The 21129-nt window shown below is 72.7% G+C and carries 20 protein-coding genes and 3 pseudogenes; 11 read left to right on the top strand and 12 right to left on the bottom strand.

What is annotated here, in order from left to right; all coding sequences use genetic code 11:
• Positions 1–54 precede the first annotated feature (54 nt).
• Positions 55–1281 (top strand): acyl-CoA dehydrogenase family protein, encoded by a 1227-nt coding sequence (locus AC3ET3_RS16795; RefSeq protein WP_432136935.1) that lies wholly within the window; start codon positions 55–57, stop codon positions 1279–1281.
• Here the strand turns inward: AC3ET3_RS16795 and AC3ET3_RS16790 are convergent.
• The 8 genes and pseudogenes from AC3ET3_RS16790 to AC3ET3_RS16755 all read right to left on the bottom strand — a co-directional run bounded on the left by AC3ET3_RS16790 (position 1278) and on the right by AC3ET3_RS16755 (position 8908).
• Positions 1278–1799, bottom strand: coding sequence for a cupin domain-containing protein (locus AC3ET3_RS16790; protein WP_432136936.1), 522 nt, complete (start codon positions 1797–1799; stop codon positions 1278–1280). The two genes, AC3ET3_RS16795 and AC3ET3_RS16790, sit on opposite strands and share 4 nt — an antisense overlap.
• A 7-nt stretch (positions 1800–1806) precedes the next feature.
• Complete coding sequence (locus tag AC3ET3_RS16785) at positions 1807–3021, bottom strand: cytochrome P450 (protein ID WP_435612412.1); 1215 nt, start codon at positions 3019–3021, stop codon at positions 1807–1809.
• Positions 3018–4072: pseudogene (locus tag AC3ET3_RS16780) on the bottom strand (type III polyketide synthase). Before AC3ET3_RS16780 ends, AC3ET3_RS16785 begins: the two are co-directional and overlap by 4 nt.
• A gap of 101 nt (positions 4073–4173) precedes the next feature.
• Complete coding sequence (locus AC3ET3_RS16775) at positions 4174–4404, bottom strand: DUF6213 family protein (RefSeq protein ID WP_432136938.1); 231 nt, start codon at positions 4402–4404, stop codon at positions 4174–4176.
• A 26-nt stretch (positions 4405–4430) separates the two neighbouring features.
• Positions 4431–5825: an NADP-dependent succinic semialdehyde dehydrogenase gene (locus tag AC3ET3_RS16770; protein ID WP_435612411.1), complete on the bottom strand. Its 1395-nt coding sequence runs from the start codon at positions 5823–5825 to the stop codon at positions 4431–4433.
• A 76-nt stretch (positions 5826–5901) separates the two neighbouring features.
• Positions 5902–6369 (bottom strand): NUDIX hydrolase, encoded by a 468-nt coding sequence (locus AC3ET3_RS16765; RefSeq protein ID WP_432136940.1) that lies wholly within the window; start codon positions 6367–6369, stop codon positions 5902–5904.
• The gene (locus tag AC3ET3_RS16760) at positions 6366–7904 is read right to left on the bottom strand and encodes an ATP-dependent DNA ligase (protein ID WP_435612410.1); all 1539 of its coding nucleotides are present in this window, start codon (positions 7902–7904) and stop codon (positions 6366–6368) included. The genes AC3ET3_RS16765 and AC3ET3_RS16760 overlap by 4 nt, the downstream gene beginning before the upstream one ends.
• 29 nt (positions 7905–7933) lie before the next feature.
• On the bottom strand, positions 7934–8908 hold the full coding sequence (locus AC3ET3_RS16755; RefSeq protein ID WP_435612409.1) for an NAD(P)/FAD-dependent oxidoreductase: 975 nt from the start codon (positions 8906–8908) through the stop codon (positions 7934–7936).
• Between the two features lie 65 nt (positions 8909–8973).
• Between AC3ET3_RS16755 and AC3ET3_RS16750 the strand changes: the two genes are divergently transcribed.
• From AC3ET3_RS16750 to AC3ET3_RS16725, 6 genes are all read left to right on the top strand, one after another.
• Complete coding sequence (locus AC3ET3_RS16750; protein WP_432136943.1) at positions 8974–9549, top strand: helix-turn-helix domain-containing protein; 576 nt, start codon at positions 8974–8976, stop codon at positions 9547–9549.
• A gap of 85 nt (positions 9550–9634) precedes the next feature.
• Positions 9635–10600 (top strand): NADPH:quinone oxidoreductase family protein, encoded by a 966-nt coding sequence (locus AC3ET3_RS16745; RefSeq protein ID WP_432136944.1) that lies wholly within the window; start codon positions 9635–9637, stop codon positions 10598–10600.
• Positions 10597–11778 (top strand): acyl-CoA dehydrogenase family protein, encoded by a 1182-nt coding sequence (locus tag AC3ET3_RS16740; RefSeq protein WP_432136945.1) that lies wholly within the window; start codon positions 10597–10599, stop codon positions 11776–11778. The genes AC3ET3_RS16745 and AC3ET3_RS16740 overlap by 4 nt, the downstream gene beginning before the upstream one ends.
• Positions 11775–12860: an acyl-CoA dehydrogenase family protein gene (locus AC3ET3_RS16735; protein ID WP_435612408.1), complete on the top strand. Its 1086-nt coding sequence runs from the start codon at positions 11775–11777 to the stop codon at positions 12858–12860. The genes AC3ET3_RS16740 and AC3ET3_RS16735 overlap by 4 nt, the downstream gene beginning before the upstream one ends.
• A 125-nt stretch (positions 12861–12985) precedes the next feature.
• The gene (locus AC3ET3_RS16730; protein WP_432136947.1) at positions 12986–13843 is read left to right on the top strand and encodes a phosphatidylinositol-specific phospholipase C/glycerophosphodiester phosphodiesterase family protein; all 858 of its coding nucleotides are present in this window, start codon (positions 12986–12988) and stop codon (positions 13841–13843) included.
• A 118-nt stretch (positions 13844–13961) separates the two neighbouring features.
• The gene (locus tag AC3ET3_RS16725; RefSeq protein WP_432136948.1) at positions 13962–14156 is read left to right on the top strand and encodes a hypothetical protein; all 195 of its coding nucleotides are present in this window, start codon (positions 13962–13964) and stop codon (positions 14154–14156) included.
• 12 nt (positions 14157–14168) lie between these two features.
• On the opposite strand, the gene AC3ET3_RS16720 is transcribed toward AC3ET3_RS16725, so the two are convergent.
• From AC3ET3_RS16720 to AC3ET3_RS16705, 4 genes and pseudogenes are all read right to left on the bottom strand, one after another.
• Positions 14169–15404: a phosphodiester glycosidase family protein gene (locus tag AC3ET3_RS16720; protein WP_432136949.1), complete on the bottom strand. Its 1236-nt coding sequence runs from the start codon at positions 15402–15404 to the stop codon at positions 14169–14171.
• Positions 15405–15569: 165 nt separating this feature from the next.
• Complete coding sequence (locus AC3ET3_RS16715) at positions 15570–15710, bottom strand: hypothetical protein (RefSeq protein ID WP_432136950.1); 141 nt, start codon at positions 15708–15710, stop codon at positions 15570–15572.
• A 460-nt stretch (positions 15711–16170) separates the two neighbouring features.
• Positions 16171–16845, bottom strand: a pseudogene (locus tag AC3ET3_RS16710) (ATP-binding protein); the annotation flags it as partial.
• A gap of 205 nt (positions 16846–17050) precedes the next feature.
• Positions 17051–17506: a tellurite resistance TerB family protein gene (locus tag AC3ET3_RS16705; RefSeq protein WP_432136951.1), complete on the bottom strand. Its 456-nt coding sequence runs from the start codon at positions 17504–17506 to the stop codon at positions 17051–17053.
• A 233-nt stretch (positions 17507–17739) separates the two neighbouring features.
• Between AC3ET3_RS16705 and AC3ET3_RS16700 the strand changes: the two genes are divergently transcribed.
• The 4 genes and pseudogenes from AC3ET3_RS16700 to AC3ET3_RS16685 form a co-directional block, all read left to right on the top strand.
• Positions 17740–18003 carry a GlsB/YeaQ/YmgE family stress response membrane protein gene (locus tag AC3ET3_RS16700; protein WP_432136952.1) on the top strand — a complete coding sequence of 88 codons (264 nt, stop codon included), beginning with the start codon at positions 17740–17742 and terminating at the stop codon, positions 18001–18003.
• A gap of 345 nt (positions 18004–18348) precedes the next feature.
• The gene (locus AC3ET3_RS16695) at positions 18349–19683 is read left to right on the top strand and encodes a TrkH family potassium uptake protein (protein ID WP_432136953.1); all 1335 of its coding nucleotides are present in this window, start codon (positions 18349–18351) and stop codon (positions 19681–19683) included.
• A complete protein-coding gene (locus AC3ET3_RS16690; protein WP_432158126.1) occupies positions 19676–20398 on the top strand; it encodes a potassium channel family protein in 723 nt (240 codons plus the stop codon). Before AC3ET3_RS16695 ends, AC3ET3_RS16690 begins: the two co-directional genes overlap by 8 nt.
• A 96-nt stretch (positions 20399–20494) precedes the next feature.
• A pseudogene (locus AC3ET3_RS16685) lies at positions 20495–20841 on the top strand (substrate-binding domain-containing protein); the annotation flags it as partial.
• Between the last annotated feature and the right edge of the window lie 288 nt (positions 20842–21129).

Raw genomic sequence — 21129 nt, 5'->3', positions numbered from 1 at the left:
CGTTACCGCTAGTAACACGATACGGCACGTCGGTGTGCCGCCGCTGGAGGGGACATGGCCGAGTTCACCATGGAGCTCAACGACGAACAGAAGGAGGTCCGGGACTGGCTGCACGGATTCGCCGCCGACGTCATCCGCCCCGCGGCCGCCGAATGGGACGAGCGTGAGGAGACTCCCTGGCCGGTCATCCAGGAGGCCGCCAAGGTCGGCATCTACTCCCTCGACTTCTACGCCCAGCAGTACTTCGACCCCACCGGCCTCGGCATCCCCATGGCGATGGAGGAGCTGTTCTGGGGCGACGCGGGCATCGCGCTCTCCATAGTCGGCACCGGCCTCGCCGCCGTCGGCGTCCTCGCCAACGGCACCGAGGAGCAGATCGGCACCTGGATCCCCCAGATGTACGGGGACGCGAGCGACGTCAAGGTCGCCGCGTTCTGCTCCTCCGAACCCGACGCCGGCTCCGACGTCGCCTCCATGCGCACCCGCGCGGTGTACGACGAGGCCAAGGACGAATGGGTGATCAACGGCACCAAGACCTGGGCGACCAACGGCGGCATTGCCAACGTCCACGTGGTCGTCGCCGTCGTCGACCCGGAGCTGGGCTCCAAGGGCCACGCCTCCTTCATCGTCCCGCCGGACACGCCCGGCCTGACCCAGGGCCAGAAGTTCAAGAAGCACGGCATCCGCGCCTCGCACACCGCCGAGGTCGTCCTCGACGACGTACGCGTCCCGGGCTCCTGCCTGCTCGGCGGCAAGGAGAAGCTGGACGAGCGCCTCGCCCGGGCCCGGGAGCGGGCGAAGGCCGGCGGTGAGCGCGTCAAGAACGCGGCGATGGCCACCTTCGAGGCGTCCCGCCCGGCCGTCGGTGCCATGGCGGTCGGCACCGCCCGCGCCGCCTACGAGGTCGCCCTCGACTACGCGACGACCCGCGAGCAGTTCGGCCGCCCGATCATCGACAACCAGGGCGTCGCCTTCCAGCTCGCCGACATGCGCACGCAGATCGACGCCGCCCGGCTGCTGGTCTGGCGCGCCTCCTGGATGGCGGTCAACGGCAAGCCGTTCACGGCGGCCGAGGGCTCGATGTCCAAGCTGTTCGCCAGCGAGACCGCCAAGAAGGTCACCGCACAGGCGATCCAGATCCTCGGCGGCAACGGCTACACCCGCGAGTACCCGGTGGAGCGCATGCACCGCGACAGCGCCATCTACACCATCTTCGAAGGCACCAGCGAGATCCAGCGGCTGGTGATCGCCCGGACGCTGTCGGGGACGCCGATCCGCTAGCGGTGGCGCAACGGGGTCAGCTGCTCGATGTCGTACCGCGCCCGCAGCTTTGCGATCGCCGCGTGGTCGGGCGGCCCGCCCCCGCCCAGGATCTCCAGCAGCTCCTCGAAGTACCGCTCGTGGTCGGGCGGCGGGGACGCCTGGAACAACATCCTGGCGGGGGCGTCCGTCGGGTTCGCGAACGCGTGCGGGCGCCCGGGCGGTACGACGATCACCGTGCCCGGCGTCGCCCGTACCACCCGGTGGCCCGCAGCGGACTCCCAGCGCTGCCAGTGGTCGGGCGTGCGCACCCGCGGCTCGAAGGCGAGCACGTCCAGCTCGCCCTCCAGCACGTAGAACAACTCCTCGCTGCGGGTGTGCACATGGGCACCGACGTCGAAGCCCGGCGGCACCTCCACCTCGAAGGTGGAGGCGGTACGGGAGTGACTGCCGGTCACCTTGAAGGTGACGCGCTGGGCAGGGGTGTCGACGATCCGGCCGTGCCCCGGCGGCACCAGCAGGCCCTCGGTCGCGGTCACCGGCGGATCACCACGTGACCGGCAGGGCCTCGGGGCCCCGGATCAGCGCGCCCCTGCGGAACGGCACCTGCTCCGGAGCGACCGCCGGCCGCAGCCTCGGGACACCGTCCAGCAGCGCGTCCATCAACAACTGCGACTCCAGCCGGGCCAGCATCCCGCCCGGACAGTAGTGCGGCCCGAAGCCGAAGGCGACGTGCGGGTTCGGCGCGCGCGTGAGGTCGATCGTCTCCGGGTCCGGGAAGACCTCCGGGTCGCGGTTGGCCGCCAGGTACGACACGTAGACCGCGTCCCCTTCGCGGATGCGCACGCCGCCGATCTCCACGTCCTCCAGGGCGATCCGGGACAGCCCGACCGCGTTGCGGTGCGGGATGAGGCGCAGCAGCTCCTCGATGGCCTGGGGGCGGATCGCCGGGTCCGTGCGCAGCCGGTCGGCGAGCTCCGGTCGGGTCAGCAGCAGATAGAACATCTGGCCGCTGTTGTTGGTCACCGCCTCGCCGCCGATCTGCAGCAGCACCGCCAGGCCCACCGCCTCGCTCAGCGACACCTCGCACCGGCCCACGGCCGCGCCCAGCAGCGAGGTGACGTCCTCGCCGGTGCTGCCCTCGCGCTGCCCGATCAGGTCGGAGAAGTAGGCGCCCATCTCCTCCTTGGCCCGCTCGGAGACATGGGCGCCGTGCGAGGACGACAGGATCAGCTGGGTCCAGGTGTGCATGGACTGCCGGTCCGCGGCCGGGACGCCCATCAGCTCGCAGATCACCGCGATGGGGAACGGTCCGAGCACCGCCTCGGTCAGATCGGCCGGCGGGCCGTCGCACAGCAGTTCCTCCACGAGCTCGTCGAGCATGCCGCGCGCCCGCTCACGGACGCGCTCCACACCCTTCGCGGTGAACGCGGCGGCCACCGCGCGGCGCAGCCGGGTGTGGTCGGGCGGGTCGAGGAAGCCCACCGCGTCCCGGCCCGGGATGAAGTGCGGGGCGAGCCGGGTGACCGGACGGTCCATGACCGCCTCCCGGCTGAAGCGCGGGTCGTTGGTGACCGTGCGCACATCGTCCATCCGGGTGGCCAGCCAGGCCCAGCCCTCGCCGTTGGGCAGCCGGATCCGGGTGACCGGTCCCTCGGCCATCAGCTCCGTCAGCACCGGGTCGAAGTCCGCACCGGTCAGGTCCAGGGCGGGCCACTGCCGGACCGGGGGGCGGCTGTCGGTGAGTGTCTCGTCGCTCATGTCGTCTCGTCCTCGCAGGTCCAGTGGCCGACGGCCATCTCCGCGGTGATGCCGGGACCGAACCCGGCGAGCAGTCCGCGCGCCCGGTTCCGGACGCCGCCCTCCTCGAACAGCCGGCGCAGCGCGTCCAGCACGACGGCGCTGGCGATGTTGCCGTACTCGGTCAGCGTGGCGCGGCTGAACCGGAAGGCCTGCGAATCGACCCGCAGGAACCTGCTCAGGTCGTCGAGGATGCGGGGGCCGCCCGCGTGCACGATGTAGAAGTCCAGGTCGGAGGCGTCCCAGCCGTGGGACCCGGCCAGGTCGCGAAGCGCCGGGGCCAGCGGCTCCATGGTGGTCGGCACCCGCTTGTCCAGCAGAAAGTGGAACCCGGTGGCCCGAACGTCGTACATGATCCACTCCTCGGTCTTCGGGATCAGGTACGAGCCGTTGCGCTCCAGCCGGACACCCTCACCGCCCCGGCCGCGCACCACGGCGGCCGCGATGCCGTCGCCGAACAGGCCGTTGGAGAGCAGCGAGCCGACACCGAGGTCGGTGGGCTGGTAGCACAGCGAGCAGAACTCGCAGGCCACGATGAGGGCGTCGGCCTCGGAATAGGCCGTGCAGAAGCCCGGTTGATCGCCGCGCCGCCGGCCGCGCAGCCCAGCTGGGCGATGGGTATCTGGCGGGTCGTGTTGTCGAAACCCATCTCGTTGATCAGCCAGGCCGTCATCGAGGGCATCATGAACTCCGTGCACGAGACGTAGACGATCACGTCGATGTCGGTGGTGAGCAGCTCCGCGTCGTCGAGCGCCCGCTGGACGACTGCCGGCACGCGGGCCTTGGCCTCCTTCGCGTACAGCTTGTTGCGCTCCTCGGAGCCGGGGTGCCTGAGGGTCTCCTCGACGGGCTGCACGATGTGCCGCGTCTTCACTCCCGTGTTCTCGATCAACCGGAACGCCAGCGGCAGTTGAGGATGATCCGCGTGACGGGAGCGCGCCAGCTCCAGCGTCTGATCCATCGTGATCACATGCTCCGGGACGGACACCGAGGGTCTGCACAGAGTCGCCATGAACCGTGCCTGCTTTCGAAGGTGGTTCACCTCAGAAGGTGCTCCACCCACGATCACCCGGGAGGGCGACGATCTCGCGTGTTGCTACTCCAACGAGGGGACTACGGCGCCCCGCTGCTGTGCGCGATACAGGCCACGTCGATGCGGTCGGCGAGCTTGGCGAGCTCGATCGTGAGCGCGGCCACCGTGTCCTCGTCCAGATCCTCCCCGGCCTCCACGAGCCGCACCCACCGCGTCCCCACGGTCCGCAGCAACCTGCTCACATCCGCGGCCGCCACCTGCAGGGAGCCTTGGTCGTCGACGATCAGGGGCAGAGTCACTTCGCGGTTCACAAGCGCAGATCGTAGCCGCGCGATCCTCACGCACCGTGCCAAACCGTCGTGATGTTGCAGAACTCCCGGATTCCGTGCCCGGACAGCTCACGCCCGTACCCCGACCGCTTCACGCCGCCGAACGGGAACGCCGGATGGGACACGGTCATGCCGTTGACGTACACGCCGCCGGCCGCCAGATCCCGGGCGAACCGCTCGGCCTCCGCCTCGTCGCGCGTCCACACGTTGGAGCTCAGCCCGAACAGCGAGTCGTTGGCGATCAGTACCGCCTCGTCGAGATCGGCGGCCCGGTACAGGGTGGCCACCGGCCCGAACGCCTCCTCCCGGTGAATGCGCATCTCCCGGGTGATGCCGGCCAGGACGGTCGGCGGGTAGTACCAGCCGGGCAGCTCCGGCCGGCGCAGCGGGTGGCCGCCGCACAGCACCGTCGCCCCCGCGCGGCGCGCGTCGTCGACCAGTTCCTCCAGATCGTCCCGGCCCCGCTCGCTGGACAGCGGCCCCACCTGGGTTGCCTCGTCCATCGGGTCGCCCACCTTCAGCGCCTTCATCCCGTCGACGAACCGCTCGGTGAACGCGTCGTACACCTCCGAGTGGACGATGAAGCGCTTGGCGGCGATGCACGACTGCCCGGTGTTCTGCACCCGCGCGTTCACCGCGACCTCGGCGGCCCGGTCCAGGTCGGCGGACGGCATGACGACGAACGGGTCGCTGCCGCCCAGCTCCAGCACGGTCTTCTTGATCATCTCTCCGGCGGTGGCGGCGACGGCCCGGCCTGCGGGCTCGCTGCCGGTGAGCGTGGCGGCCTTGACCCGCTCGTCGCGCAGGATCTCGTCCACCGCGGCCGAGCCGACCAGCAGCGTCTGGAAGCAGCCCTCGGGGAAGCCCGCCCGGTGGAACAGCTCCTCCAGGTACAGGGCGGTCTGCGGCACGTTCGAGGCGTGCTTGAGCAGGCCCACGTTGCCCGCCATCAGCGCCGGCGCGGCGAACCGGACCACCTGCCACAGCGGGAAGTTCCACGGCATGACCGCGAGGACGGGGCCCAGCGGCCGGTAGCGCACCACGACCCGTGAGGCACCCGAGTCCTTCACGTCGGCCTCGGCCGGCTCCTCGTCGGCGAGCAGTCCCGGCGCGTGCTCGGCGTACCAGCGCATCGCCTTGGCGCACTTGGCCGCCTCCGCGCGGGCCTGCACGATCGGTTTGCCCATCTCCGTGGTGATCGTCCGGGCGATGTCAGCCTGGTCCTCGTCGAGGAGTTCGGCGGCCCGGGTCAGCAGCCGGGCGCGCTCGGCGAACGACGTCGTCCGGTAGGTCCGGAACGTGGCCTCCGCGAGCTGGAGCCGGCGCTCCAGCTCCTCCTCGCCCATGGGCTCGTACGTCTTGAGCGTCTCGCCGTTCGCCGGGTTCACCGTCGCGATGGGCATGACCGACCTCCTGAGATGCTGACTGTGCTTCGACCTTCCCGCGCGGCGGGGCCCGCCGCAACGCGTACCCGGCCGCTCAGGCCGAGTGCTCCGCCAGCCGGTCGAGAAACGCGCGCTGGGCGGTGACGATCAGCTCCCGGGCGCGGTCCAGGCCGTGCCAGGCGACCCGGTCCAGTTCGGGGAACTCCGCCACGCGGCCCGAGCGGGGCGGCCACTCCATCGTGAAGGTGCCCGGGACCACGCTCGCCGGGTCCAGGTCGGCCTCCACGGCCCAGGCGGTGACCACCTTGCCGCCCCGCTGGCGCACCTCCCCGAGGCCGATCGCCTCGCCGTCCGGCGGCGCCACCCCCAGTTCCTCGCGGAACTCGCGGCGGGCCGCGTCCCAGGCGGGTTCACCGGCTTCGTACTCGCCCTTCGGCACCGTCCACGCCCCGGCGTCCTTCCGGGCGAAGAACGGACCACCCATATGGCCGAGCAGCACCTCCAGCCCGCCGCCGGCGTGCCGGAACAGCAGCAGTCCGGCGCTGTGTCGCCCGGCTGTCACGGCCGCACCTCCGGGTGGGCGGCCAGCAGGGTGTCCACCGTGTCGGCGTCCTCGGGACGCTTGTCCTCCCGGTAGCGCACCACGCGCGCGAAACGCAGGGTCACGCCGGCCGGGTAGCGGGTGGAGCGCTGCAGACCGTCGTAGGCGATCTCCACGACGAGTTCCGGGCGTACGGTGACCACCTGGCCGTCGTCCTCGACCGCGAGCTGCTGGAGGCGCTCGGTCTGCCAGGCCAGCATCGTGTCGGTCATGCCCTTGAAGGTCTTGCCGAGCATGGCGAGGCCGCCGTCGGCCGTGCGGGCGCCGAGGTGGAGGTTGGAGAGCCTGCCGGTGCGCCGGCCGTGTCCCCACTCGGCGGCCAGGACTACCAGGTCGAGGGTGTGCACGGGCTTCACCTTCAGCCACGAGGCGCCGCGCCGGCCCGCGCTGTAGGGCGCGTCGAGGGCCTTGACCACCACCCCCTCGTGACCGCGGCGCAGGGCGTCCGCCAGGAACTCCCGGGCCGACGGCACGTCCTGCGGCCCCGCCACCACCGTCCTGCGCACCCGCATCGGCTCGGGGACCAGCCGGGCCAGCTCCGCGTGCCGCTCGGTGAACGGCAGGTCGAGCAGATCGCGGCCGTCCACCGACAGCACGTCGAAGAACACCGGCGAGACCGGAACCGCCAGCGCGGCCGTCGCCACGTCCACCCGCGAACCGACCCGCCCGGCGGTCTCCTGGAAGGAGCGGGGCCGGCCCCGCTCGTCGAAGGCGATCACCTCGCCGTCCAGGATGAACCGGCCGCCGCCCAGTTCCCGTGCGACGGCGGTCAGTTCGGGCAGCCGGTCGGTGATGTCGTCCAGGGTGCGGGTGTACAGGCGCACGTCGTCGCCGTCGCGGTGGACCTGGACGCGGATGCCGTCCAGTTTCTCCTCCACCGCGCAGTCGCCCAGCCGCTCCACCGCCTCGGCCACCGAGGACGCGGTGTGCGCGAGCATCGGCAGCACCGGGCGGCCGACGGTCAGCCGGAACCGGTCCACCGCCTGCGGTCCGTCCGCGAGGAGCGCCTCGGCGACCGGCTGCAGCCCCCCGGCCAGCATCACCGCCCGCCGCACCTCGTCCGCCGGCGCTCCCGTCGCCCGGGCCAGCCCCTCCGCGGCCAGCGCGTCCAGCGCGCCCTGCCGGACCTCGCCGGTCAGCAGGCCGACCAGGAAGCGCTGCTCGCTCTCGGTGGCCGCGCCCATCAACGCGCCGACCAACCGGGTGCGTTCGCCCTGGGAGCCGGGGCCGGACACCTTGCCCAGCTCGGTGAGGCGGGCGTCCACCTCGCGCACGGTCAGCGACGGCTCCGGCGCCGGGGCGACCGGCCGGCCCAGCACCTTCCAGCCCACGCCCAGGCGGCCCTGGGGGAGCCGGCCCGCCAGATACGGGATCACGACCGGCACGTCCTCGGGGCCCGCCTCGCGGAACAGGTCGGCGAGCAGTGCGATCTTGCGGGAGCGCGCCGAGGTGGCGGCGACCTCCCGGGACACGTCGGCGAGCCGGATCAGCAACATGCAGCCATGGTGCAACGCCCGCGCGGCGGTTACCTCCCCACCGCGGAGTCCAGGTCGCTCATCAGCAGCTCCCCGTTGATCGCCGCGCCGGCCCGGTAGCCGCGGCTGGCCGCGTTGACCACCTGTTCGGAGAAGCCGCTGGCGTTTCCCGCCGCCCACAGGCCGGGCACGGTCGTCAGGCCCCGCTCGTCGATCACCGGGTAGCGGCCGAACGGTGTCTCGCGCATTTCGGCGCCGAGCCGTTCCAGCAGTCCGGTCCGGGGCACCGCCCTCGGAGCCACGAACAGCACGTCGCGGGCGTGGACCGCGCTTCCCCCAGAGGGGGCGCCGCCGGCGAGGCGCACGCCGGTGAGCCGGTCGTCCTCGACGACCAGGCCCGCCACCTCGCCCGGCACCACCTTCACCCCGGCCGCCGCGAGCCGCCGCAGATCGTCGTCGGACAGCTCGTCCGAGGCCACCGAGTGCAGGAAGAACGTCACGTCCTTCGACCACTGGGTGACCATCAGCGCCTGGTGCACGCTCATCGGCGTGGTCGCGAGCACGCCGAACGCCTTGTCGCGCACCTCCCAGCCGTGGCAGTACGGGCAGTGCAGCACATCCCGCCCGAACCGCTCGGCGAGGCCCGGCACCTCGGGCAGCTCGTCCTTCAGGCCGGTCGCGACGACCAGCTGTCGGGCGCGCACAGTCGGTCCGCCCGCCAGGGTGACGGCGAAGCCCCGATCCCGGCCCGCGGGCGGAGCTCCGGTATCGCGGCGGGCGTCCACCGCCCGGTCGCGGACCAGCTCCACGCCGTAACGGGCGATCTCCTCGCGCCCGACGGCGAGGAACTCCGCGGGCGCCATGCCGTCCCGGGAGAGGAAGCCCTGCATGTGGGCGGCTGGGGCGTTGCGCGGCTCACCCGCGTCGACGACGAGGGTGCGGCGCCGGGCCCGGCCCAGGACCAGCGCCGCGGACAGGCCCGCCGCGCCGCCGCCGATCACGATCACTTCGTAGGTCTCGGTCATGCGGACACGGTCGCCGTGAGGGTGCGGAATTGACAAGCTTGTTTGCCGTTCCTGCAATAGATGTCATGACTACCGATGATGTGCTCGCCGAGGTCGGTCCGAGGCTGCGACGGATCCGCAAGGAGCGGGAGGTGACGCTCGCGGGGCTGTCCGAGGCGACCGGGATCTCCGTGAGCACCCTGTCCCGCCTGGAGTCCGGACTGCGCAGGCCCAGCCTGGAACTGCTGTTGCCGATCGCCCAGGCCCACCAGGTGCCGCTGGACGAACTGGTCGGCGCCCCGCCGGTCGGTGACCCCAGGGTGCGGGCCGAACCGATCGTGCGGCACGGGCGGACCTACATCCCGCTCACCCGGCAGCCCGGCGGCCTCCAGGCGTTCAAGATCCTCGTGCCGCAGCAGCAGGCGGAACCCGAACCGCGCACCCACGAGGGCTACGAGTGGCTCTACGTCCTGTCCGGGCGGCTGCGGGTCGTCCTCGGCGAGCACGACGTGGTGCTGACGGCCGGGGAGGCCGCCGAGTTCGACACCCGCGTGCCGCACTGGTTCGGGTCGACGGGGCAGGGGCCGGTGGAGTTCCTCAGCCTGTTCGGGCCGCAGGGGGAGCGGATGCACGTCCGGGCGCGGCCGGCCTCCGGGAAGTGACCTCCGCGACTGTTCCCTGATCGGCAAGCGACCGCTTAGTATGCGATCGACCCGGTCAGACGAAGCAGTCCCGTGGAGGCTCCGCATGCAGGCATGGCAGGTGCACGAGAACGGCGAGCCGAGCGAGGTGATGCGGCTCGGCGAGGTCGAGCGGCCCACCCCCGGCGAGGGCCAGGTCCTGCTCAAGGTGCGCGCCGCGAACATCAACTTCCCGGACGTGCTGATGTGCCGGGGCCACTACCAGGTCCGGCCGCCGCTGCCCTTCACCCCCGGTGTGGAGATCTGCGGCGAGACCCCGGACGGCCGCCGGGTGCTCGCCACCCCCGCGCTGCCGCACGGCGGCTTCGCCGAGTACGCCGTCGCCGACGCCGCCGCCCTCCTGCCCGCCCCCGCCGGCCTCGACGACGCGGAGTCGGCCGCCCTGCACATCGGCTACCAGACCGGCTGGTTCGGGCTGCACCGCCGGGCGCGTCTGGAAGCCGGGGAGACCCTGCTGGTGCACGCCGCCGCGGGCGGGGTCGGCAGCGCGGCCGTGCAACTGGGCAAGGCCGCCGGCGCCACCGTCATCGGCGTGGTCGGCGGCGCGGAGAAGGCCGCCGTCGCCCGCGACCTGGGCTGCGACGTCGTCGTCGACCGGCGTGCCGAGGACGTCGTCGCCGCCGTGAAGGAGGCCACCGGCGGCCGGGGCGCCGACGTGATCTACGACCCCGTCGGCGGCGAGGCCTACGCACAGTCCGCCAAGGTCGTCGCCTTCGAGGGCCGGATCGTGGTCGTCGGCTTCGCCGGCGGCACGATTCCCACCCCCGCCCTCAACCACGCCCTGGTGAAGAACTACGCGATCCTCGGCCTGCACTGGGGCCTGTACAACACCAAGAACCCGAAACTGGTCCAGCACTGCCACGAACAGCTCACCGAACTCGCCGCACGCGGCGCCATCCGGCCGCTGGTGAGCGACCGGGTGCCGCTGGGCGGGGCCGCCGCGGCCGTGCAGCGGGTCGCCGACGGCGTCACCACCGGCAGGGTCGCGGTACTCATGGAGGACGCAGCATGACCGACGCAGCAGAACTCAGGGCCCGCACCGCGCGACTGCTGGCCGCGCACCCGCCCGCCACCACCGACCGCCTGGACTTCCTGCGCGCCCGCTTCGACGCCGGCCTGGCCTGGGTGCACTTCCCCGAGGGTCTCGGCGGACTCGGCGCCGCCCGTTCCCTGCAGGCCGTCGTCGATGCCGAACTGGAGGCCGCCGGCGCCCCCGACAACGACCCGCGCCGCATCGGCATCGGCCTCGGCATGGCCGCCCCCACGATCCTGAAGTACGGCACCGAGGAGCAGAAGCGGCGGTTCCTGCGCCCCCTGTGGACCGGCGAAGAGGTGTGGTGCCAGCTCTTCAGCGAACCGGGTGCCGGATCCGACCTCGCCGCGCTCGGCACCCGCGCCGTGCGCGAGGGCGACACCTGGGTCGTCAACGGACAGAAGGTGTGGACGTCCAGCGCCCACGTCGCCCGCTGGGCCATCCTTATCGCCCGCACCGACCCGGACGTCCCCAAGCACGCCGGGATCACCTACTTCCTGTGCGACATGACCGACCCGGGCGTCGAGGTGCGCCCGCTGCGCCAGATCACCGGCGAGGCCGAGTTCAACGAGGTGTTCCTCACCGACGTCCCCATCCCCGACGACCGCCGGCTCGGCGAGGTGGGCGACGGCTGGCGGGTCGCCCAGACCACGCTCAACAACGAACGCGTCGCCATCGGCGGCATGCGGCTGCCCCGCGAGGGCGGCATGATCGGCCCCGTCGCGAAGACCTGGCGCGAACGCCCGGAACTGCGCACCCACGACCTGCACCAGCGCCTCCTGCGGCTCTGGGTCGAGGCCGAGGTCACCCGGCTCACCGGCGAACGGCTGCGCCAGCAGCTCGCCGTCGGCCAGCCCGGCCCCGAGGGCGCCGGCATGAAGCTCGCCTTCGCCCGCCTCAACCAGGAGATCAGCGGCCTTGAGGTGGAACTCCTGGGCGAAGAGGGCCTGTTGTACGACGACTGGACCATGCGCCGCCCGGAACTGGTGGACTTCACCGGCCGTGAGGCCGGCTACCGCTACCTGCGCTCCAAGGGCAACAGCATCGAGGGCGGGACCAGCGAGGTCCTGCTGAACATCGTCGCCGAGCGCGTCCTGGGCCTGCCCGCCGAGCCGCGCACCGACAAGGACGTCGCCTGGAAGGACCTCGCCCGATGAGTACACAGCCGGATCTCCTCCACACCGAGGAGGAAGAGGCGCTGCGCGCCGCGGTGCGGGACCTGCTCGCCGACCACTGCGACACGGCCGGGCTGATCGCCCGCGCCGAGTCCGACACCCCGCACGACATCGCCGCGTGGAAGGCGCTCACCGAGGGCATGGGCCTGGCCGGCCTGCTGATCCCCGAGGAACTGGACGGCCAGGGCGCCACGCACCGGGAGGCCGCCGTCGTCCTGGAGGAGCTGGGGCGGTTCGTCGCTCCGGTGCCGTTCCTGACGAGCGCCGTCGTCGCCACCGAGGCACTGCTGGAGTGCGGCGGGGACGACCTGCTGACCCTGCTGGCGACCGGTTCGTCCGTCGCCGCGCTCTGCGTCGGCCTGCACACCGCCCCCGGCGCCGCCTTCCCGGTCGTCGAGGTCCGGGACGGGGCGCTGCACGGCGAGCTGACCGGCATCGCGGACGCGGCCGTCGCCGGAACCCTCCTCGTCCCGGCGGACGACGGCGGCCTGTACGCCCTCGCCGCCGACAGCGCGACGATCGTCCCGCAGACGTCCCTGGACCTGACCCGGCCGGTGGCGCGCGTCGTCCTGGACGGTGCGCGCGGTGCCCGCCGCCTGGGCCCCGCCGAACCCGCCGTTCGGCGCGCCCTGCGTGCCGGTGCCGGACTGCTCGCGTCCGAGCAACTGGGGCTCGCCGACCGGTCGTTGACCGAGACGGTCCGCTACCTCAAGGACCGCAAGCAGTTCAACCGGCCGGTCGGCGGCTTCCAGGCGCTCAAGCACCGGCTCGCCCAGCTGTGGCTGGAGGTCGTGAGCCTCCGCGCCGCCGCCCGCAACGCGGCCGGCGCCCTCGCGGCGGGCCGGGACGTGGACGTGGCGGTCGCCGTCGCCCAGGCCTACGCGGCACCCGTCGCCGTACGAGCGGCCGAGGAGGCGCTGCAACTGCACGGCGGGATCGGCATGACCTGGGAGCACCCGGCGCACCTCTGCCTCAAGCGGGCCAAGGCCGACTCGATCGCGTTCGGCACCGCGGGCGCGCACCGCGCCGCTCTGGCCGATCTGGTCGGCCTCCAGGCCCCCTGAGGTTCCGGCCGAAGGGGTGAACGCGTGGCGGCGGTCCGGCCAACTCCTGTCCCGGAAGGGTTGGTTGGGGTGATCGCGATCGCATACTCCCTGTGGTCCTGTCCGGTCCACAGGGAGTCAGCCGCATGCCCCTCACCACCCGCCGCAGAGCCCTCACCACCTTCGGCGCCGCCCTCACGGGGGCGGTCGCGCTGCCCGCCGGCACCGCGCTGGCCGGCGAACAGCACCACGGCCCCCGCCCGTTGTGGCGCGCGCACGCCCACAACGACTACGAACACCACCGCCCCCTCCTCGACGCCCTCGATCACCGCTTCGGCAGCGTCGAGGCCGACGTCTACCTCGTCGGGGACCGGCTTCTGGTCGCCCACGACCCCGAGGACCTCGACCCCGCCCGGAGCCTCGAAGCCCTCTACCTCGACCCGCTCGCCGCCCGTGTCAGGGCCCACCACGGCTCCGTGTACCGGGGTCGGCGACGGCCGCTGCAACTGCTCGTCGACCTCAAGACCGAGGGCGTCGCCACCTACCTCGTCCTCGACCGACTGCTGCGCCGCTACCCCCACCTCTTCACGACGTACGCCCACGGCCGGGTGCGGCCCGGCCCGGTCACCGTCGTCGTCTCCGGGGACCGCGCCGCCCGAGAGCCCATGGCAGCCCAGACCGTCCGCCGTGCCTTCTACGACGGGCGCCTCACCGACCTCGGCTCCGCCACGCCCGCCTCCTTCATCCCCCTCATCAGTGACAACTGGACGCACACCTTCACCTGGCTCGGCACCGGCACCTTCCCGGACACCGAACGCCGCAAGCTGCACGCCGTCGCCGCGGCGGCCCACCGGCGCGGGCAGCGGGTCCGGTTCTGGGCCACCCCCGACCTGCCCGGCCCCGCCCGCGACGCCCTGTGGGGCGAACTCCTCGCCGCGGGCGTCGATCACCTCAACACCGACGACCTCGCGGGGCTGGAGGCCTTCCTCGACGCCCACCCCTGACCCGCCGTCCGAGGACACCACCCGATCGGCCTACGGCTCAGCAGCACCGACCCGCCCTCCGCTACGCCACACTTGCGGCCGAACGCCGCGAAAGCGGACGTAGCGGAGGAGGTTGGCGATGGCCATTTCCATCTCGGTGGTGCTCTTGCTGCTGGTCCTGGCAGTGATCTTCCTGCGCAACGGCGGACTCAAGGTCTCGCACGCGCTGGTCTGCCTGCTGCTCGGCTTCTTCCTGGCCGGCACCAGCATGGCCCCCACCATCAGCAGCGGCATCACCGCGACGGCCGACCTCGTCAGCAGCCTGCGGCCCTGACGAGCGGAGCGGTCACCGGGAGAACACCCCGATGCCGTTGGGGACCGGGCGTTCCACACCCCCGGCCGGATGGTTGCGCACCGTCACGGAGTCCGCTCCCGGCGGGCGTGCCACCAGTGTCGAGGAGCCGCCACCGTCCAGGCTGAAGCCCTCGGTGGCGCCCAGCCCCCGCAGCACGTCCGCGACCTCGGCGATCGTGAGGCCGAAGCGGTGGGCCGGAGCGCCGTCCAGCGCCAGCAGCAGCACCCGCCGCCCGCCGTCGGCGATCCCGACGGCGGTACGCACCGCCGACGTCGTGCCGTCCACTCCCGGCAGCGGGCGCCCGCCCGACAGCAGTCGGTAGCCGCCCAGCGCGAAGCGGTACGACACCCCGCGGGCCGAGGTGAGCGCGTACCGCACCGACACCCGGGCCCCCCGGACCAGCGCGCGCAGCCGCCGTGCCCCCGCTTCCCGGCCCACCAGGACGGTGGTGCCCGCGGTGATCGGACCGCTGCCCGGGGCGGTCGCGGCCGACACCACCACACCCCCGCGCACCGTGACCTCGTAGGCGTCCGCGGCGCACGGCGCGGACCGCTCGGTGTCGGTGCCGCAGACCGACCGCAGCCGGGAGACCGAGCCCCAACGGCGGTCGTACGCGCCGATCGAGTCCTCCGGGAGCGCGTACTGGTTGAGCCCGGCCAGCGGGGTCCACCAGGAACCGGTCGCCACCGAGCCGGAGAACGACAGGCTGTCCGTGCGGGCCCGGCCGTCGGTACCGACGCCGACGACGTCCCGGGTCGACGTCCCCGGCGGCAGCGCGGGCCCGAACCGCTGGCCGTCCGGCACCGCCCCCTTCAGCACCCGCCCGTCCACGATCACCGGACCGACGCTCGCACCCGTCGCCGGCACCCCCGGGTGCTGTGCCTCGCTGATGTCGAAGAAGTCCCCGTTGACCCCCGCGACCGCCCCCCGGCGGTCCGCCATCCGGGAGACGGCTGCCCGGCCCGCCACCACCCCAGGAGAGAGCAGGCCGAGCCGCGCCCCGCTGTCCGTCAGATCGACGCCCAGCACGTGCGCGCGGGCCGGCCCGGCCGCCGCCCGCAGTTCGTACGCCCGGTACAGCACACCCGGCGCGACGACGGTCCAGGTCGAGGCACGGGCCGGCGGCGCTCCGCCGAGGACGGCTCCGAGCAGCGTGACGAGCGCGGTGAGCAGGGCTGACCGGCTGCTGCGGAGGCGGCTGTGAAGATGTGCGAGCGGCTGCGCCACGGACCCCCCTCGGTCGTCCCGGGCACAGTCTTACCGGCCGGGGCGACCACGGCGGGGGACGCGGCGGCGGCCTCACGAGATCGAGTGAGCGGGCGGGCGTCCGGACGCGGACGAGTGGCGCGGGCGGGCGAGGAGTGTCAGTCGTGTCAGGCCGGGCGGCGGGCCTCAGACGACGTCGTCGGTCTGTCCGCCGTCCTCGTCCTCGTCCTCACCTTCGGCCTGGGACGGGGTCGTGCGGTCCGGCTCGACGGGCAGGTCCTCGGGGTCACGCTCGCCCTCGGCCTGGGAGGGAGTGGGCCAGGTCATGATCGTCTCCTGGTGACGGGGACGAGCCCCGGGTTCCCCGGTCGGTGCAGCGGATGCCCGCTCGGCGGCGGGACCCGGTGGAACGCGTTGACCGTGACTGCCGTCCTGATCGTGTCCGGGACCACCGCTGGGGTCCGGCCCTCGCCGAGCACCTCGGGGCCTGCGCGTACGCGGCCTCCGCGGTGGCGTGGTCGGTGGGGTGGGTGGTCACCTCCACCGGGCCGGCGCAGCCCGCTTGAGGGGCGTGGACCGGGCCGTCATCCACGCAGTACGCCCCCGGGGGCGCGGCCGGGGGGTCCGTCCGGCTTCAGCGGCGAGCGCCGGGCCGCGGGTCGTCCCACGCCTCGTAAGCGGCGAACGGGTCCTCGTCGTCGGTGACGCCGCCGGTGCCAGCCGGCGCTGACACGGCGGTGACGACGGTCAGGGCCAGGGTGTCGGTGGCGGGGGAGCCGGGCGGCCGGTGGGTGACCGTGGCGGGCGGCGTCACGAGGCAGGTGGTGCCCGACCGGGCGCCGGACGGGCGCAGCCGGACGGTGATGCCGTGCCGGTCCGCCGGCCTGCCGACCACGAAGAGCCCCATGTGCTGGTAGACGCCGCCATCCGCGGCCGGCGGCTGCGCCGGCTTGTGGTTCAGCACCGCGAAGTCCTCGGGCGTCAGCCCGATGCCCTGGTCGGGTATCTCGACGGTGACCCGCCCGTCGGGCAGCCGGACCGCGGTCACCCGCACCGGGGAGCGGGGCGAGGAGAAGGTGGTGGCTTTCTCCAGGAGTTCGGCCCAGCAGATGCACCAGGTCGGTCACCGCCGGGCCGTCGATCTCCACCTCCGGGACCCCGGACAGCTCGACGCGCTCGTACTGTTCCACCTCGGAGGCGACCGCCCGGACCACGTCGACGAGGGCAGCGACCGGTCCCACTGCTGGGCGGGTTTCTCGCCGCCGAGCACCAGCAGGTTCTCGCCGTTGCGGCGCACCCGTGTGGCGAGGTGGTCCAGTTTGAACAGGTTCGCAAGCTGGTCCGGGTCGGTCTCGTGGTCCTCCAGGTCCCCGATCAGGGCGAGTTGGCGTTCGATCAGTGACTGGTTGCGGCGGGAGAGGCGGGTGAAGACCGCGTTGACGGCGGCGCGCAGCCGGGCCCGAAGAAGTACAACGCTCAGTCACATGGCGACCGAGCCCGGCCCGAAGGCCGCGCGGCGGGGTGCCCGCCCCTCAGAACCGGTGGCCCGGCCGGCGCACGGCAGGGCGTGCCCGGATCCGTCCCCGCGTCGACCCGCTCGCCACGCCGTCGCCCGCCCGCGCCGGGCCGGTGTCGTCGGCGTGCGCCCGGCGCGGGCGGTAGGGCGGTCAGAGGTCGAACTCGTGCGGCGGCAGTTCGAGGGTGAAGCACGCCTCACGGACGACGGCCTGCTCGGTCTTGTCGAAGTCGCCGTCTGCGCCCCCGATGACGATGCCGATCTGGATAACGGCACGCGCCTCGGCGGGCTTCTTCTTCGCCTTGGCGACCTCCTGCAACACGCTCACCTTGCCGAAGGCGAAGTCGGTGGTCAGCTTGGTGAGGTTGTCCTCGAAGCGGCGGCGCAGATCGTCGGCGTCGAAGTTCTGCAGCACTTCGTTGGTGGCGATCAGCTGGGCCACGCGTTGCCGCTCGGAGGGGTCGATGGTGCCGTCCGCCGCAGCGACCAGGGCGCACATCGCCATGCTCGCGTCTCGGAAGGCGCCGCTCTTGAGGTCGTTCTTCTTCGCCACGAGCTGAGTCTGCATCGTCGATGCGGACTCCTTGATGCGGTCCCACAGGGCCATGAGAACTCCATACGTCGATCGGGGCCGGGCCGCCCGACGGCGACCCGCTGCCCCAGCTTCATCTACAGCAACGTAGAAACTAGCGGCCACGCCGGAAAGTTCCGGCGGTGGGTTTCACCGTGGCAGCGGCCGACTTGGACAGGGGTCGCCGCCGAAGCGAGTGCTCCGTCCGCCCGGGGGAAGACTGAGTCGGGGAAGACCGCTCGGCAGAGGCAGGCATCCAGGGGGTTGGCATGGAGATCTCGGGAATTCTCAGCGCGATCGTGATCGGCGTCGTCATCGGTGTCCTCGGCCGACTCGTCGTGCCGGGCCGTCAGCACATCGGCGTGTTCTGGACGATCCTCGTCGGCATCGCGGCAGCGTTCGTCGGCACGGCGATCGCCGCGGGGGTCGGGGTCGCCGACACCAGGGGCGTCGACTGGATCGAACTGGCCATCCAGACCGGCCTGGCGGCTGTGGGCGTCACGGCTCTGGAGCGGGCCAGGACCCGCCGCTGAGCATCCGGCCGGCCCGGGCCGGCGGGGACGGGGCCGCCTCCGACTCGCCGCCCCGCACGCGGCGGTGCGAGCGGTGACGGCGCCCGGCCGTACGGGCGCGGGCGCCCCGGGGCGGCGACGCCGGGGCGCGCCGGGCTCCAGGCACGCCCGTCCCTCCCCGGCCGACATCGGACCCCGCCTGCCCACCCGGCAGGGGCTCGGCTAAGGTGACCTGCCGGATCTTGGCGTCAACCTGTCGGATCCACGACGTACGCGTACGCGGGACTCCGCGTGACCGACAGGCGGAAGGGCCGGAGGGTGAGGGGACACGCCGAGCGCGGTGGCCGGGTGTGGCATGCACTGGTCATGGCCCACCCCGCCCGCACCGTGGTGACGGCCTTCGGCGCGGTGATCCTGCTCGGTACGGCGGTGCTGACGCTGCCCGTGGCGAGCCAGGACGGCATCCGGACCGACGTGGTGACCGCGCTGTTCACCTCCACCTCGGCGGTCTGCGTGACGGGTCTGGCGGTCGTGGACACCGGCACCTACTGGAGCGGCTTCGGACAGGGCGTGATCATGGCCCTCTTCCAGGTCGGCGGCTTCGGCATCATGACCATGGCCTCACTGCTGGGACTGCTGCTCTCCGGCAAGCTACGGCTGCGTATGCAGCTGACGGCGCAGGCCGAGACCAAGAGCCTCGACATCGGCGACGTACGGCGCGTGCTGCTGGGCGTCGCCGGGTGCACCGTGGCCGTGGAGCTGGCCGTGGGGGCCGTACTGGCGCTGCGGCTGCGCTTCGCATACGGGGAGTCGATCGGGGACGCCACGTACCTCGGCCTCTTCCACTCCGTGTCGGCGTTCAACAACGCCGGGTTCGGGCTGCACCCCGACAGCCTCACGCGCTATGCGCGGGACGCGTGGGTGACACTGCCCGTCGCCGTGGCGGTGATCCTCGGAGGAATCGGTTTTCCCGTGCTGCTGGAACTGCTGCGCCACCACCGGCGCAAGCAGCGCACCGGTCGGCGTGGCTGGTCCCTGCACTTCCGGCTGACGGTCGTCACCACGGCCCTCCTGCTCGCCGGCGGAACCCTGCTGACCTGTGTGCTGGAGTGGAACAACGCCACGACCCTCGGGCCGTTGTCGTCGCACCAGAAGATCCTCGCCGGGTTCTTCCACTCCGCCATGTCCCGCACGGCCGGGTTCAACAGCGTGGACGTCGGCTCGATGACGGCGGCCACGCTGCTGCTGACCTGCATGCTGATGTTCGTCGGCGGCGGCAGCGCCGGCACCGCGGGCGGCATCAAGGTCAGCACCTTCGCGGTGCTGGGCGCCGCGATGCTGGCCGAGGTGCGCGGTGAACCCCACTCCGGGGTCATGGGCCGCCGGCTGGCCCCGCACGTGCTGCGCCAGGCGCTGACCGTGGCGCTGGCCGGGGTCGGCTTCGTGATGACCGCGACCCTCGCCCTGCTCTCCGTCGTCGACGCGCCCTTCGAACAGGTGCTGTTCGAGGCGGTGTCCGCGTTCGGCACGGTGGGACTGTCCACCGGCATCACCGGGGATCTGCCGACCGTGGGCCGGCTGATCGTCATCGTGCTCATGTTCGTCGGCCGGCTCGGCCCGGTCACCCTCGTCTCGGCGCTCGCCCTGCGCGACCGCACCCGCCGCTACCAGCTTCCTGAGGAGCGACCTGTCATTGGGTAACTACCTGCACTCCCTGCGCCTGCGCCGCCGCAGGCGGCGGGCGGCCGAACACCCCGCCCCGTACGGCGACCAGCGCGTGGCCGTGATCGGCCTGGGCCGGTTCGGCAGTTCGCTGGCCAACGAGCTGATGAGCCGGGGGTGGGACGTGCTCGGCGTGGACACCGACCCCCACCTGGTCCAGAAGTACAGCGACGACCTCACCCACGCGGCGGTCGCCGACTGCACCGACCCCGAGGTCCTGCGGCAACTCGGCGTGCACGAGTTCACCAGCGCGGTCGTCGGTATCGGCACCGACATCGAGGCGTCCATTCTCATCGCCTCCAACCTGCTGGAGGCCGACGTCCCCAACATCTGGGCGAAGGCGATCAGCCGGCAGCACGGTCAGATCCTCGAACGACTGGGGGTGCACCACGTGGTGCTCCCCGAGCACGAGATGGGCGAGCGCGTCGCTCACCTGGTGACCGGACGCATGCTGGACTTCATCGAGTTCGACGACGACTACGCCCTCGTCAAGACCGTCGCGCCGGCGGCCGCCACCGGCGTCCCGCTCGGCGAGAGCGGGGTCCGCACCAAGTACGGCGTGACGGTCGTCGGCATCAAACGCCCCGGCGAGGGTTTCACCCACGCCACCGCCGAGACGGTGATCGCCCAGGGCGACGTCATCATCGTCACCGGCAAGACCCAGGCGGTGGAGAGTTTCGCCGCGCTGAACTGAGTGCGGTGTGGCCGGGCGGTGCGAACCCGGAAGCCCGGCGCCACCTGCCGGACCGCACCGCCCCTCGCTGCGACTTCCCTGCGGGCCCGGCTCTGACGCCTCGGCCTGCCGGCGGTGGCGGTCGGCAATTCACGCTGACGGCCGGTCTCCCCTCGGTGGGGACCGATGACGCCACCGCGGTGTCCGAGGCCGTCCGCTACCTCGCCGTCCTCGGACACCGCCGCATCGCCCGGGTGGGCGGGCCGGCCGGGCTGGGACACAGCGCCATCCGTACGGAGGCGTCCGAGAGGGCGGTGGCGGAACTCGGCCTCGACCGCGGAGTGCCTGTCGAGTCCGGCATCGCGGGAGAGGAGCGGGCTCGCGCGACACGATCGCTGCTGTTGGCGTCGGATCGGCCGACGGCCGTCGTCCACGACGACCACGTCATGGCCGCCGCGGGAGTCCGTGGCCACCTCACAACTCGTACCACCCGGCTCGACGGCCCCACCCCACCCGTAGGCGGAGCCCGGCTGTCGCGCGTGACGCCCGCCGGACCCGGCCGGATGGGCGCCCCTCCACGACTCGGCCTCGGGCTCCATGGAGGGCACGGCGCGACCTCGGAGGCGAGCCAGCGCCTCGCCCAATGGATCCACGAGCGCGAGCAACTCACCTGCGGACCGACCGCTCGCCGCATGGGCGTGAGCGGCGTTGTCAAATCGGTATAGACGTCAGGCCCTGTGTTCTTCCACTTA

This window comes from Streptomyces sp. bgisy159 (genome assembly GCF_057707805.1).
The sequence above is the reverse complement of the archived record's forward strand: the minus strand, read 5'-3'. Positions and strand labels throughout refer to the sequence as shown.